Annotated in this window: 12 protein-coding genes; 2 read left to right on the top strand and 10 right to left on the bottom strand. The window is 71.3% G+C overall.

Annotated features, from left to right (window positions below; translation table 11 throughout):
* Positions 1 to 461: 461 nt before the first annotated feature.
* From ACYQ8Q_RS33640 to ACYQ8Q_RS33630, 3 genes are all read right to left on the bottom strand, one after another.
* A complete protein-coding gene (locus ACYQ8Q_RS33640) occupies positions 462 to 1790 on the bottom strand; it encodes a class I SAM-dependent RNA methyltransferase (RefSeq protein WP_460070381.1) in 1329 nt (442 codons plus the stop codon).
* A gap of 103 nt (positions 1791 to 1893) precedes the next feature.
* Positions 1894 to 3975 carry an APC family permease gene (locus ACYQ8Q_RS33635; protein ID WP_460070380.1) on the bottom strand — a complete coding sequence of 694 codons (2082 nt, stop codon included), beginning with the start codon at positions 3973 to 3975 and terminating at the stop codon, positions 1894 to 1896.
* Between the two features lie 290 nt (positions 3976 to 4265).
* Positions 4266 to 5351 (bottom strand): branched-chain amino acid aminotransferase, encoded by a 1086-nt coding sequence (locus ACYQ8Q_RS33630; protein WP_460070378.1) that lies wholly within the window; start codon positions 5349 to 5351, stop codon positions 4266 to 4268.
* A gap of 387 nt (positions 5352 to 5738) precedes the next feature.
* Here ACYQ8Q_RS33630 and ACYQ8Q_RS33625 point away from each other — a divergent pair, with 387 nt between their 5' ends.
* On the top strand, positions 5739 to 6407 hold the full coding sequence (locus ACYQ8Q_RS33625) for a potassium channel family protein (protein WP_358989664.1): 669 nt from the start codon (positions 5739 to 5741) through the stop codon (positions 6405 to 6407).
* Positions 6407 to 7075: a potassium channel family protein gene (locus ACYQ8Q_RS33620; protein ID WP_055633566.1), complete on the top strand. Its 669-nt coding sequence runs from the start codon at positions 6407 to 6409 to the stop codon at positions 7073 to 7075. Before ACYQ8Q_RS33625 ends, ACYQ8Q_RS33620 begins: the two co-directional genes overlap by 1 nt.
* A gap of 58 nt (positions 7076 to 7133) precedes the next feature.
* On the opposite strand, the gene ACYQ8Q_RS33615 is transcribed toward ACYQ8Q_RS33620, so the two are convergent.
* From ACYQ8Q_RS33615 to ACYQ8Q_RS33585, 7 genes are all read right to left on the bottom strand, one after another.
* Entirely contained in the window at positions 7134 to 7904 is a 771-nt protein-coding gene (locus tag ACYQ8Q_RS33615) for a DUF3159 domain-containing protein (protein ID WP_460070375.1), read from the bottom strand.
* 3 nt (positions 7905 to 7907) lie between these two features.
* Positions 7908 to 8306, bottom strand: a complete 399-nt coding sequence (locus tag ACYQ8Q_RS33610) for an OB-fold nucleic acid binding domain-containing protein (RefSeq protein WP_055633564.1) — start codon at positions 8304 to 8306, stop codon at positions 7908 to 7910.
* A 63-nt stretch (positions 8307 to 8369) separates the two neighbouring features.
* Positions 8370 to 9086, bottom strand: coding sequence for a response regulator (locus tag ACYQ8Q_RS33605; RefSeq protein ID WP_460070373.1), 717 nt, complete (start codon positions 9084 to 9086; stop codon positions 8370 to 8372).
* Positions 9080 to 11665, bottom strand: a complete 2586-nt coding sequence (locus ACYQ8Q_RS33600) for an ATP-binding protein (protein WP_460070371.1) — start codon at positions 11663 to 11665, stop codon at positions 9080 to 9082. Before ACYQ8Q_RS33600 ends, ACYQ8Q_RS33605 begins: the two co-directional genes overlap by 7 nt.
* Before the next feature lie 241 nt (positions 11666 to 11906).
* A complete protein-coding gene (locus ACYQ8Q_RS33595; protein ID WP_460070369.1) occupies positions 11907 to 12674 on the bottom strand; it encodes a DUF3710 domain-containing protein in 768 nt (255 codons plus the stop codon).
* A 1-nt stretch (position 12675) separates the two neighbouring features.
* Positions 12676 to 13218 carry a dUTP diphosphatase gene (dut, locus tag ACYQ8Q_RS33590; protein ID WP_055633559.1) on the bottom strand — a complete coding sequence of 181 codons (543 nt, stop codon included), beginning with the start codon at positions 13216 to 13218 and terminating at the stop codon, positions 12676 to 12678.
* The gene (locus ACYQ8Q_RS33585; RefSeq protein ID WP_460070367.1) at positions 13215 to 13799 is read right to left on the bottom strand and encodes a PaaI family thioesterase; all 585 of its coding nucleotides are present in this window, start codon (positions 13797 to 13799) and stop codon (positions 13215 to 13217) included. Before ACYQ8Q_RS33585 ends, dut begins: the two co-directional genes overlap by 4 nt.
* Between the last annotated feature and the right edge of the window lie 5 nt (positions 13800 to 13804).

Genomic DNA, 13804 nt, shown 5'->3' with positions numbered 1-13804 from the left:
CCACCGGGCCTCGAGGACACGTCGCCGAGACCGGAGCAACGCGCGGCGCTCCTCCACCACATCGGCGCCGAGCTCGCCGAGGCCAAGACGTACTCCTGGGTGCGCATCGCCCGCTCCGACTACGCCCCCTCCGGCCGCCCGCTGGAAGACCGGCTCGCAGAGATCGCACAGGAAGTGACTCTCCGCGGAGAAGCCGCCGAGCGCAGACGACTGGCAGACCTGGAAGCGGTCAGACAGCGGAGACTGCACTGGGAAGCCGCGATACGGCAGGCCCGCATCGACTACACCGAATACGTCGCCGCCGACCAGATCCCGGCCCTCTCGGGCTCCCGAACTGCTCCAAGACACCTGACGTCACATCAGAACGTGCGTCAGACATGCGTCGCATGCGTCAAACGTGCTTCAAGACATCGCCCGTAACGCCCACACCGCATATAACGCACACCATCCGAACCTGCAGGTCAGGAGCCCTTTGCTGCAGGCTCAAGGATCGCGACACACTCAACATGGTGCGTCATCGGGAAGAGATCGAACGCCCGCAGCGTCCGCACCCGGTACCCCCCGTCCCGGAAGTACCCCAGGTCGCGGGCCAGGGCGGCGGGGTCGCAGGCGACGTAGGCGATCCGGCGGGCGTCCAGGGAGACCAGGTGTGCCACCGTGGCGCGGCCCGCTCCCGCGCGGGGCGGGTCGAGGACGATCAGGTCGACCTCGGTGATGCCGGTGCGCGGCAGGACGGATTCGACCTTGCCCTGTTCGATGCGGACCCGGGGGAAGTCCGCGAGGTTGTGCCGGGCGTCCTCGACGGCGCGCTTGCCGGACTCGATGCCGAGGACCGCGCCCTTCTCGCCGAGGCGGTCGGCCAGGGCGCCGGCGAAGAGGCCGACGCCGCAGTACAGGTCGAGGGCCGTGTCGCCCTTGCGCGGCAGCAGGCCCTGCATGACGGCGGTCACCAGGGTGTCCGCCGCCTTGGGGTGGACCTGCCAGAAGCCACCGCTGCCGACCCGGTGGGTACGGCCGTCCGCACGCTCGCGGACGAAGGGGCGGCCGTGGACGCGGTGCACGCCGCCGTCCTTCTCGCCGACCCGCATGACGGAGACCGGACGGTCCAGTTCCACGATCGGCAGCCGTGCGTCCGGCCGCGGGGTGAGGATCACCTGGCGGTCCTGCGAGCCGGTCGCCGAGATCGCCTCGACCGTGGCCATCCCGCTCCAGTCGCGCCGCTCGATGCCGAGTTCGCTGACGCCCTCGGCGGCGATCATGCAGTGGTCGATCCGCTCCACGTCGTGCGAGCGGTGCCGGCGCAGACCGGCGTGGCCCTCGGCGTCCACCGCGTACTGCACGCGCGTACGCCACTGCGGCACCTGTCCGGCGGGGAGTTTGTCGCCCTCGGCCGGCATCACGGTGCCGTCCCAGCCGGCCTCCTCGGGCGTGAGGCCCGCGAGCCGCTGGAGCTGTTCGGCGATCACCTCGCCCTTGAGCCGCCGCTGGGCGCCGGGCTTGGCGTGCTGCCAGTCGCAGCCGCCGCAGCGGCCGGGGCCGGCGAAGGGGCAGGGGGCCTCGACCCGGTCCTTGGAGGCGGAGAGGATCTCCACCGCGTCCGCGCGCAGGAAGCGGGCGCCCTCCTCACCCTCGGTCACCCGGGCCACGACCCGCTCACCGGGCAGGGTGTGCCGGACGAAGAGCACCTGACCGGAGTCCGTGCGGGCGATGCAGTGGCCGCCGTGGGCGACGGGGCCGATCTCGACCTCGTACTCATTCCCCACCAGGGTCTTCTTCGGTTCTGCCTGCATGGCGGGGTGACTCCACAACGTCGAACGAGGAACGGCCGGACAACAGCCCACCAGTCTACGTGGCTGTCGTCCGGCCGTTCGCCAAAAAGCGGGTCGCCGGGCGCTACGACTCCGACGAGGTGCCCGAGGCGCCGGTCGCCGAACCCGACGCCTCCTTCGCCCGGCCCTGCTCCGCGGGACCGCGCCGCACCGCACCCGGCGCGTTCCACTCCTGCCGCTTGCGGGCCCGCATCCGGGCCGCCTCGGAGGACTCCAGCTGGTACGGCACGGAGGTCACCATGACGCCGGGCGTGAACAGCAGCCGCCCCTTCAGCCGCAGCGCGCTCTGGTTGTGCAGCAGGTGCTCGTACCAGTGGCCCACCACGTACTCCGGGATGATCACCGAGACGGCGGCGCGCGGCGACTCCTTGCGCAGGCCCTTGACGTACTCGATGATCGGCCGCGTGATCTCGCGGTACGGGGAGTCCAGGACCTTCAGCGGTACGTCGATCCCGCGCCGCTCCCATTCCTCGCGCAGCGCCTTCGTCTCGGTCGGGTCGACGTTGACGGTGAGCGCCTCCAGGGTGTCGGAGCGCATGAGCTTGGCGTAGGCGAGGGCCCGCAGGGTCGGGCGGTGGATCTTCGAGATCAGCACGACGGAGTGCACGCGGGACGGCCGTACGCTGTCGTCGCTCGGGCCCTCGGGCGCCGCGATCTCGTCGGAGACCCGGTCGTAGTGCTTACGGATCGCCGTCATCGTCGCGTAGAAGATCACCATGCCGAGCAGGGCGACCCAGGCGCCGTGCGTGAACTTGGTGACGAGGACGACGACCAGGACGAGGCCGGTGAAGAAGGCGCCGAAGGTGTTGATCGCCCGGGAGCGGACCATGTGGCGGCGCTTGGCCTGGTCGGTCTCGGTGGCCAGATGGCGGTTCCAGTGGCGGACCATGCCGGTCTGGCTGAGCGTGAAGGACACGAACACGCCGACGATGTAGAGCTGGATCAGGCGCGTGGAGTCGGCGCCGTAGATGATGATCAGGAAGGTCGCCGCGCCGGCCAGGAGCACGATGCCGTTGGAGAAGGCGAGCCGGTCGCCGCGGGTGTGCAGCTGGCGGGGCAGGTAGCGGTCCTGGGCGAGGATCGAGCCGAGCACCGGGAAGCCGTTGTAGGCGGTGTTGGCGGCGAGGAACAGCACCAGCGCGGTGGCCGCCGCGAGGACCACGAAGAAGAAGCTGCCCTTGCCGAAGACAGCCTCGGCGACCTGGGTGATCACCGGGTTCTGGACGTAGTCGGGGCCGACCCCGACGCCGTTCTTCAGCAGGTCGACGGCCGGGTTCTCGGCCATGCGGACATCGGTGGTCAGGGCGAGCACGATGATGCCGCAGAACATGGTGACGGCCAGCAGGCCCATCGCCGCGAGCGTGGTCGCCGCGTTCTTCGACTTGGGCTTGCGGAAGGCCGGCACACCGTTGGAGATCGCCTCGACGCCGGTGAGCGCCGCACAGCCGGAGGAGAAGGCGCGCAGCATCAGGAAGACCAGTGCGAAACCGGCCAGGCCCTGGTGCTCGGCCTTGATCGTGTACTCGGCGGTCGGCGCCCGCATGGTGTCGCCGAGGACGAGCCCGCGGAACGCACCCCAGGCGATCATGATGAAGACGCCCGCGACGAACACGTACGTCGGGATGGCGAAGAGCTTCCCGGACTCCTTGACCCCGCGCAGGTTCATCAGCGTCAGCAGCACGACGACGGCGACCGCGCAGACCACCTTGTGCTCGACGACGAAGGGGATCGCGGAGCCGAGGTTCTCGATGCCGGAGGCGATGGAGACGGCGACGGTGAGGACGTAGTCGACGAGCAGCGCGCTCGCGACGGTCAGGCCGGCCCTGGCGCCGAGGTTGGTGGTGGCCACCTCGTAGTCGCCGCCGCCGCTCGGGTAGGCGTGGACGTTCTGACGGTAGGAGGCGACCACCGTGAACATCAGCACGACGACCGCGAGCGCGATCCACGGGCTGAAGTGGTAGGCCGACACGCCCGCGATGGACAGGACCAGCAGCACCTCCCCGGGCGCATAGGCCACGGAGGACAGCGGGTCGGAAGCGAAGACGGGCAGGGCGATGCGCTTCGGCAGGAGCGTTTCTCCGAGCCGATCACTGCGCAATGCGCGCCCGATCAGGATCCGTTTGGGCACGTCGGTCAGTTTGGACACAACAGTGGATCGTAAGCCTTCGAACACGGGACCGCCCACCCTCCCCCGGGGTGAGCCGTGTGCCGGAGTCCCGCGTCTGCCTCCCGGGTGAATTCGGCCACGCGTCGGCTGCGGATTCCGCGGCCGCACCGATCGCCATGTCTATATGACAAACCCCGTACGCCGCCGCTCATCGGAGGTTCCATGCACACGACCGCGGAGCTGATCGGCGCCGCCGGCACGCTCGTCGGCCTCGGAATCCTTGCCTTTCTCAGTCTCTGGAGCATCAGCCGCCGCTGAGGCCTCCGGGATCACAGCACGCGGCGCAGCCAGCCGTGCCGGTCCTCGGTGCGGCCGTACTGGATGTCCAGGACGTGAGTGCGCAGTGCCACGGTCTGCTTGCCGGGTTCGCCGCCGCCGACGGTGAAGTCGTAGCCGTCGCCCTTGAAGCGGACGATCGGCGTGATCACCGCGGCCGTGCCGGCGGCGAACACCTCGGTGACGGTGCCGTCGGCCGCCCCGGAGCGCAGTTCGTCGAGAGTGACCGACCGCTCCACCGGGGTCAGCCCGAACTCGGCGGCCAGCGCGAGGACGGTGTCACGGGTGACGCCCTCCAGGATGGTGCCGAGCGCCGGCGTGACGAGCTCACCGGCCGAGGTGACCAGGCACAGGTTCATCGTGCCGGACTCCTCCAGCCTGCCCTCGCCCGCGCTGTCCAGGTACATCACCTGGTCGCAGCCGTGCTCCTGGGCCTCCAGCTGCGCGGCCAGGCTCGCGGCGTAGTTGCCGCCGCACTTGGCCGCGCCGGTCCCGCCGGCGGCCGAGCGGCTGTAGCGGCTGCTCACCCACAGGGTGACGCCGGTGACGCCGCAGGCGAAGTACGGGCCCGCCGGGCCGGCGATCACGGAGTAGGTCACCTGTACGGAGGGCCGTACGCCGAGGTACGCCTCGGTGGCGAACATGAACGGCCGGATGTAGAGACTCTCCTCGCCGGTGGGCGTGGGAACCCACGCCTCGTCGGCACGGATCAGCCCCTCCACACTGGCGAGGAAGTCCTCCTCCGGCAGCTCCGGCAGCGCCAGCCGCCGGGCGGAGCGGGCGAAACGGCGGGCGTTGGCCTCGGGCCGGAACAGCCAGACGCTGCCGTCGGCGTGCCGGTACGCCTTGAGGCCCTCGAAGATCTCCTGCGCGTAGTGCAGCACGGCGGCGCCGGGGTGCAGCGTGAACGGTTCGAGCGGGCCGACCCTGCGGTCGTGCCAGCCGCCGTCCGGTGTCCACACCGCGGAGGCCATGTGATCGGTGAAGTGCCGACCGAACTCCGGCGCGGCGAGGACCGCCGCACGCTCGGGCTCGGGCACGGGACGCGTCGTCCGGGACAGCGGGAAATCAGTCGTCATGGCCAACTCCTCACGGTGTCACGGCTCTTGAGTACGGACAACCACTGCCCACCGTGACCGGCCCGCCATGCTAGGGCCTGCCCGGCGGACGGGGCCGGTGGTGTGCGGCGAGACCGGAGCGCAGGAACGGCACCGCACCGGTCGCCGGCCGCGGTGGGCGTTCGCGCCCCGCGCACGGGCCCGTACGGCCCTACCGGTAGGTTGAAAGACGGGCGGCCGCGTGCGACATCCCGGCTCCTGAGCGGGTTTTCTGACGGAAATCACCGGCATGATGTTGCCTGGCGGCCCGCAATCAGGCCGCAAGGTGTAGCCCGACGAGCCGTTAGAGGGAAATGAACACGACATTTGGGCAGGTCAGAGGGTCTGCCGAAGGCACGGTGTAGGGCCATGCACATCGTCATCATGGGCTGCGGCAGAGTGGGCTCCGCTCTCGCCCAGACCCTGGAGCAACAGGGGCACACGGTCGCCGTGATCGACCAGGACCCCACCGCCTTCCGACGACTGGGCTCCGGGTTCGGCGGCCGTCGTGTCACCGGGGTCGGCTTCGACCAGGACACCCTGCGCGAGGCGGGCATCGAGGAGGCCGGCGCCTTCGCCGCCGTCTCCAGCGGCGACAACTCCAACATCATCGCGGCCCGGGTGGCCCGCGAGATGTTCGGCATCGAGAACGTCGCCGCCCGGATCTACGACCCGCGCCGCGCCGAGGTCTACCAGCGCCTGGGCATCCCCACCGTCGCCACCGTCCGCTGGACGGCCGACCAGATGCTGCGCCGGCTGCTGCCCTCGGGCGCCGAACCGCTGTGGCGCGACCCCACCGGCGGCGTCCAGCTCGCCGAGGTGCACGCGGCCCCGTCCTGGGTCGGCCACAAGATCAGCAAGCTCCAGGAGGAGACGGGCGTCCGGGTGGCGTTCCTGACCCGCCTCGGCGAGGCGATGCTGCCCACCTCGCAGACGGTGCTGCAGGAGGGCGACCTGGTGCATGTGATGATGCGTACCGACGAGGTCGAGAAGGTCGAGGCGTCGTTCGCCGAGGGCCCGAAGGAAGGCGGTCACTGATGAGGGTCGCCATCGCCGGAGCCGGAGCCGTCGGCCGCTCGATCGCGGGCGAGCTGCTGGAGAACGGCCACGAGGTCCTGCTCGTCGACAAGGCGCCGACCGCCATCTCGGTCGAGCGCGTCCCCCAGGCGGAGTGGCTGCTCGCCGACGCCTGCGAGATCACGTCCCTGGACGAGGCGGCGCTCCAGCGCTGCAACGTCGTGATCGCCGCCACCGGTGACGACAAGGTCAACCTGGTGGTGTCGCTGCTGGCGAAGACGGAGTACGGCGTCCCGCGTGTCGTCGCCCGCGTCAACAACCCCAAGAACGAGTGGCTCTTCAACGAGTCCTGGGGCGTCGACGTCGCCGTCTCCACGCCCCGGCTGATGTCCGCCCTGGTCGAGGAGGCGGTCTCGGTCGGCGACCTGGTCCGGCTGCTGCGCTTCAGCCACGGCGACGCCAACCTCGTCGAGCTGACCCTCCCCGAGGAGTCGGCGCTGGCCGGCACCCAGGTCGGCGACGTCGAGTGGCCGGAGGACACCTCCCTGGTCACCATCATCCGCGGCACCAGGGTCCTCACCCCGACCAGGGAGGACTCCCTGGAACCGGGCGACGAACTGCTCTTCGTGGCCGCACAGGCGCGGGAGGAGCAGCTGGAGGACCTGTTGTCGGTACGGCGCGAGCAGTAGTTCTCAGCCCGTCCGACGCTTGAGGACGCGGGGGTCTGGGGGCGGCAGCCCCCAGGCCTCAGCCGTCCCGGCGGTGCCGTCCGCCGGCGGCCTCGGCGGCAGCCTTCCGCTCGGCCTCCGCCTTCTCCTGCGCCTTCTCCTCCGCCTCCATCTCGGCGAACACATCGATCGGCGCGGGCGCCTTCGCCAGGAAGACCCAGGTCAGCCAGACCGCCAGCAGGAAGGGCGGGATCTTCAGCGCGACCAGGACCCAGCCCAGCTGCGCGGTGTTCGCCCACCAGTACAGCGGGAAGAGGATCGCGCACTTGGCGAGCAGGATCAGGCCCCACGCCCAGCTCGCCTTGGCGTACGCCTTCTTGCGGCCCGGGTTGCGCTTGCGCCAGGAGAGGTTCTCCTTGAAGACCGGGCCGAGGATCAGACCGATCAGCGGGACCCCGCACAGCGTCGTGATGATGTACGCCAGCGCCAGGCCCAGCGTGTAGAGCATGCCGGGGAGGTAGAAGTCCTTGGCGTTGCCGGTCATCATCGCGAAGACGACGCCGAAGGCGACCCCGAAGACCCCGCTGAAGGCGTGCTTGACGGTGTCCTTCATCGCCAGCCGGACCACGACCAGGACCAGCGACACCGCGAGCGCGGCGATCGCGGACATGTGCAGGTCCTTGTTGATCGTGAAGATGGTGACGAAGAGCAGGCCGGGCACGACCGTCTCGATCATGCCCCGCAGCCCGCCGAACGCCTCGAACAGCGCGGCCTCGGTCACCGCCCGGGCGTCGGCCGCGGCGGTGTCCTCCGCGGTCGTGTCTTCGGTCGGCTTGTCGAGCGACGTCACCGGCTACTCCCTACCGAGGGGTCTCAGTTCGTACTTCGGGTTGAACAGCACCCGGCGGCCTCTGCTCATGGAGACCCGGCCCGATGCGATGAGCCTGCGCCCCGGTTCTATGCCCACGATGGAGCGCCGGCCCAGCCACACCACGTCCAGCGCGGCGCTGCCGTCGAACAGCTCGGCCTCCAGGGCCGGGACTCCGGCGCGCGGACGCAGGGTGACCGTGCGCAAGGTACCAGTAACCGTGACGATCTGCCGGTCCTGGCAGTCGCCGATCCGGACACAGCCGGCCGTCTCGGCGTCCTCCCGCAGCTCCTGGGACTCCAGGTCCTCCTGGGACGAGGAGAGCCGGTCGAGCATGCGCCGGAACCGGCCCACCGGCTTCTCGGAACGCGGAACACCACTCATGTCTGAAAGCGTACCGGGGCCCGCCGACACGGCAGTAACCCGTCCCGCCCACCACGGGGCGGCTCACTTCTCGAAGCGGTAGCCCATCCCCGGCTCGGTGATGAAGTGCCTCGGATGCGAGGGGTCCGCCTCCAGCTTCCGTCTGAGCTGGGCCATGTAGACCCGCAGGTAGTTCGTCTCGGTGCCGTACGACGGCCCCCACACCTCCTGGAGGAGCTGCTTCTGCCCGACCAGGCGCCCGGTGTTGCGCACCAGCACCTCCAGCAGATGCCACTCGGTGGGGGTGAGCCGGACGTCCCGGCCGTCCCGGTGGACCTTCTTCGCGGCGAGGTCGACGGTGAAGCCGTCGGTCTCCACCAGGACGTCGTCCTCCCCGCCCCCGGCCGGCTCGGCCCGGCGTACGGCGGCGCGCAGCCGGGCCAGCAGCTCGTCCATGCCGAAGGGCTTGGTGACGTAGTCGTCGGCGCCCGCGTCGAGCGCCTCGACCTTCTCGTCCGAGGAGTGCCGGGCCGACAGCACCAGGATCGGCACCCGGGTCCAGCCCCGCAGCCCCCTGATCACCTCGACGCCGTCCATGTCGGGCAGTCCGAGGTCGAGGACCACCACGTCCGGGTGGCGGGCGGCGGCGAGCCGGAGGGCGGTGGCGCCGTCGTGGGCGGCGTCGACCTCGTACTTGCGCGCCTTGAGGTTGATCACGAGGGCGCGCACGATCTGCGGCTCGTCGTCGATCACCAGCACCCTGGTGGCGGTCTGGGAGCTTCCCCCAGCAGGACTCACCATGAAGCCTGCCTTTCCGGTCGTACCGAACGTCCTGGTGCCGCGGGCGGTGCCGCGGGGTCCGCGCCGGGCGGTGCCGGCACCGCCGCCGCGCGCAGCGTGAGGACCATGGTGAGGCCTCCGCCGGGTGTGTCCTCGGCGTTGAGCGTGCCGCCCATGGCCTCGGCGAAGCCGCGCGCCACCGCGAGCCCCAGCCCCACGCCCGCCCCGCGCGGTGCGTCGCCGTGGCGCTGGAAGGGCGCGAAGATCCGCTCCTTGGCCTCGTCGGGGACGCCCGGCCCGCGGTCCACCACCCGGACCTCGACACGGTCGGAGAGCGCGCTCGCGGCGACCAGCACCGGTTCGCCGTCCGGGCTGTACTTGACCGCGTTCTCCACGAGGTTGGCCACCGACCGCTCCAGCAGCCCGGCGTCGACCGCGACCATGGGCAGGGTCTCGGGGATGTCCAGCTCGACGCTCTCCTCCGGGTCGGGGACCCCGCCGAGGGCCATCGGCACCACCTCGTCGAGGTCGATCTCCCGGATGATCGGCGTGACCGTCCCGGTCTGGAGACGGGACATGTCGAGCAGATTGCCCACCAGGTGGTCGAGCCGGTCGGCGCCCTCCTCGATGCCTTCGAGCAGCTCCGCGCGGTCCTCCTCGGACCAGGTCACGTCGTCGGACCGCAGACTGGAGACCGCGGCCTTGATCCCGGCCAGCGGGGTGCGCAGATCGTGGCTGACGGCGGCCAGCAGCGCGGTACGGATCCGGTTTCCCTCGGCCAGCGCGCGGGCGTGCTCGGCCTCCTCCTTCAGTCGTCTGCGGTCCAGTACGACGACGGCCTGCGCGGCGAACGCGGCCAGCACCCGGCGGTCCTCGGCGGGCAGCACCCGGCCGGTGAGCGCCAGCGCCGCGCGGTCGCCGACCGGAACGTCCACGTCCGCCTCGTCCGGGCGCTGCACCGGCCGCCCGAGGCCCACATGGCCCGCGCAGGTCCACGGGGCCCGGTCGTCCGCCCGCTCCAGCAGCGCCGCCGACTCCATGCCGAAGGTCTCCCGGACCCGTTCCAGCAGGGCCTCCAGGCTGGTCTCGCCGCGCAGCACATTGCCCGCGAGGAAGGAGAGGATCTCCGACTCGGCTCTCAGCCGGGCCGCCTGGTGGGTGCGCCGGGCCGCCAGGTCGACCACCGACGCCACGGACACCCCCACCCCCACGAAGATCACTATGGCGATGATGTTCTTCGGGTCCGCGATCGTCCACCGGTGCAGGGGCGGGGTGTAGAAGAAGTTCAGCAGCAGCGAGCCCAGCGCCGCCGAGGCCAGCGCCGGCAGCAGTCCGCCGAGCAGCGCGGCGGCCACGGTCACGGCCAGGAACAGCAGCATGTCGTTGGCGAGCCCGAGGTGGACGGTGTTCAGCAGCAGCGCGAGGACCACCGGGCCGCCCAGGCCGACGAGCCAGCCCCAGATGATCCGGGCCCGCCCGAGCCGGGCGCCCCGGGCCACGGGCAGCCCCCGGCCCTTGGCCACCTCGCCGTGCGTGACGATGTGCACGTCGAGGTCGGGACCTGACTCACGGGCGACCGTGGCGCCGACGCCCGGCCCGAAGACGTACTGCCAGGCCTTGCGGCGCGAGGAGCCGAGGACGATCTGGGTGGCGTTCACCCCCCGGGCGAAGTCGAGCAGCGCGGCCGGTATGTCGTCGCCGACCACGTGGTGGAAGGTGCCGCCGAGGTCCTCCACGAGGGTGCGCTGGACGGCCAGCTCCTTGGGCGAGGCCGAGGTCAGTCCGTCGCTGCGGGCGATGTAGACGGCGAGGACCTCGCCGCCTGCGCCCTTCTCGGCGAGCCGGGCGGCCCGCCGGATGAGGGTGCGGCCCTCCGGGCCGCCGGTGAGTCCGACGACGATCCGCTCGCGCGAGCCCCAGATCGCCGACACCCGGTGCTCGCTGCGGTACCGCTTCAGGTACGCGTCGACCCGGTCGGCCACCCACAGCAGGGCGAGCTCGCGCAGGGCGGTGAGGTTGCCGGGCCGGAAGTAGTTGGACAGGGCCGCGTCGACCTTGTCCGGCCGGTAGATGTTGCCGTGCGCCATTCTGCGGCGCAGGGCCTCCGGTGACATGTCGACCAGCTCGATCTGGTCGGCCCGCCGGACGAACTCGTCGGGCACGGTCTCCTGCTGCCGTACGCCGGTGATGGACTCGACCACGTCCCCGAGGGACTCCAGGTGCTGGATGTTGACGGTGGACACGACGTCGACGCCGGCCGCGAGGAGTTCCTCCACGTCCTGCCAGCGCTTGGCGTGGCGCGAGCCGGGGACGTTGGTGTGTGCGAGTTCGTCCACCAGGGCGACCTGCGGGTGGCGGGCGAGGACGGCGTCCACGTCCATCTCGGTGAAGACGGCGCCCCGGTGCTCCAGCTCGCGGCGCGCGATCTGCTCCAGGCCGTGCAGCATGACCTCGGTGCGGGTGCGGCCGTGGTGCTCGACGAAGGCCACCACGCAGTCCGTACCGCGTTCCACCCGGCGGTGCGCCTCGGACAGCATGGCGTAGGTCTTGCCCACGCCCGGTGCCGCACCGAGGTAGATCCGAAGCTTGCCGCGCGCCATGGCCCCATTGTCTTCCCGTGACTCCTGCCTACGCAGCGTCGACCCTACGGCCATCGGGCCCGACAAATGGGGCGAGCGGTGCGCCGAGGGGCGCCTTTGACACAACCCTGACGCGGGGGGGGCGAGGGTCACGCGGGGTCGTCCGGGCGACGTTCACCCGGGCGCGGTGAAGTCGAGCCGGGCCGAAAAAAGCCGCACCCCGGAAGGGTGCGGCTCTCTCTCGACTCTCGAAGCTTCGCGGCTAGCGGACCTCGGTGATCTCCGGTCCGCGCTGGAGCTGGCCCATGCCTCCGGAGAAGCGGGAGCCCTCGTCCTGCTGCTGGATGCCCTCGGGCACCATCTGCGCGTCGTTCGGCAGCTTGAGGACGATGGGGTCGCGCGGCGCCATCGGGCCGTCCCCGCGCACCACGACCGTGTCCCGGAAGATCTGCTCGAGCAGCCCGGCGGCCTGCGGCTGCACCGCGCCCTGGCCGGAGATCACTCCGCGCAGGAACCAGCGGGGGCCGTCCACCCCCACGAACCGGACGACATGGAAGCCGCCGGTGCCGTCCGGCAGCTGCACCGGGACCTGGGCCCGCAGCTCCCAGCCCAGCGGGCCCTCGACCTCGTCGATGATCCCGCCCTGCTGGGTGATGCCCGAACCGATCTCCTCGCGTACCTCGCCCCAGATGCCCTCGCGCTTGGGCGCGGCGAAGGCCTGGAGCTGGACGGCGCTGTCGCGCAGGACGACGGTGGCGGCGACGATCGCGTCGCCCGCGACCTCGACGCGCAGCTCCATGCCCTCGACGCCCGGCACGAACAGACCGCCCAGGTCCACCCGGCCCTCGGCCGGGTCGCGGACCTCGGAGCTGTCCCAGGGTCCGTCGGGCCGCGGCTCGGGCTCGAGCCGGACGCGCTCCCGCTCGCCCGTTACCTCTTCGTCCGCCTCAGTGTCGACACTGTCGACGACCTGCTCGGCCTCGCCGGCCGCGTCCTCGGCGGCACCCTTCTTCTTGCGACGTCCGAACACGTCACTGTCCTTCCCGGTCGGATACGACCGATGCGTATCGATACCCACCCACACTGCCGCCCAGGGCGGCCTGACCGCTTGCATCGCCCACCGCGGCATGCCCGCCGGTGGACCCGAAGCCCCCCGCGGCCCGTGCCGATTCGGGAAGCTCCGCGACCTCCTGGAAGCGGACCCTCTCGACCTGCTGGACGACCAGTTGGGCAATCCGGTCGAAGCGCTCGAACCGCACGGACTCGCGCGGGTCGAGATTCACCACGATCACCTTGATCTCCCCACGGTACCCGGCATCAACCGTCCCCGGGGCATTCACGAGTCCGACTCCGCAGCGGGCCGCGAGCCCCGACCGGGGATGCACGAAGGCCGCGTACCCCTCGGGCAGCGCGACGGACACCCCCGTGGGCAGCACGGCCCGTTCCCCGGGCCCCAGTTCACAGGCCTCGGTGGTCCGCAGGTCCGCCCCCGCGTCCCCGGGGTGTTCGTACGCCGGAAGCGGTACGTCGGGGTGGACGCGCCGGATCAGGACGTTCAGGGGGGCACGGCTCACGGGTTCACCTCGAAGGCGCGGGCACGCCGGACCTGGTCGGGGTCGCTCATGGCCGCCTGGATCTCCTCCTCGCGGCCGTGATGCACGAAGTGCGCCACCTCGACCTCGACGAAGAGCGCGTCGGCACGGACCGCGACGGGACCATCGGGGCCGCCGATGCGTCCGGTGGCCGTCGAGTAGATCTTCCGCCGGGCGACCGCCGTCACCTCGGCCTCCAGGTGCAGGGTGGTGCCGACGGGCACCGGCCGGACGAAGTCGGTCTCCAGCCGGCCGGTCACCGCGATGGTGCGCAGCAGCCAGTTCAGCGAGCCGAGCGTCTCGTCGAGGGCGGTGGCCAGCACCCCGCCGTGCGCGAGCCCCGGAGCGCCCTGGTGGGCGGGCTGCACGGTGAACTCGGCGGTGACGGTGACCCCCTCGCCGGCCCGCGCCTGGAGGTGCAGCCCGTGCGCCTGTCCGCCGCCGCACCCGAAACACTGTTCGTAGTGGGCACCGAGAAGCTCGCCGGGCGCGGGAGCATCGGGGTGCCGAACGGGTTTCACGGCGTCGGCGGGAGGCTGAAGAGCTGCGGAAGTACCACTCACAGCCG

The organism is Streptomyces sp. YKOK-I1, from assembly GCF_054660435.1.
This window is presented reverse-complemented; position numbering and strand designations above follow the sequence as displayed.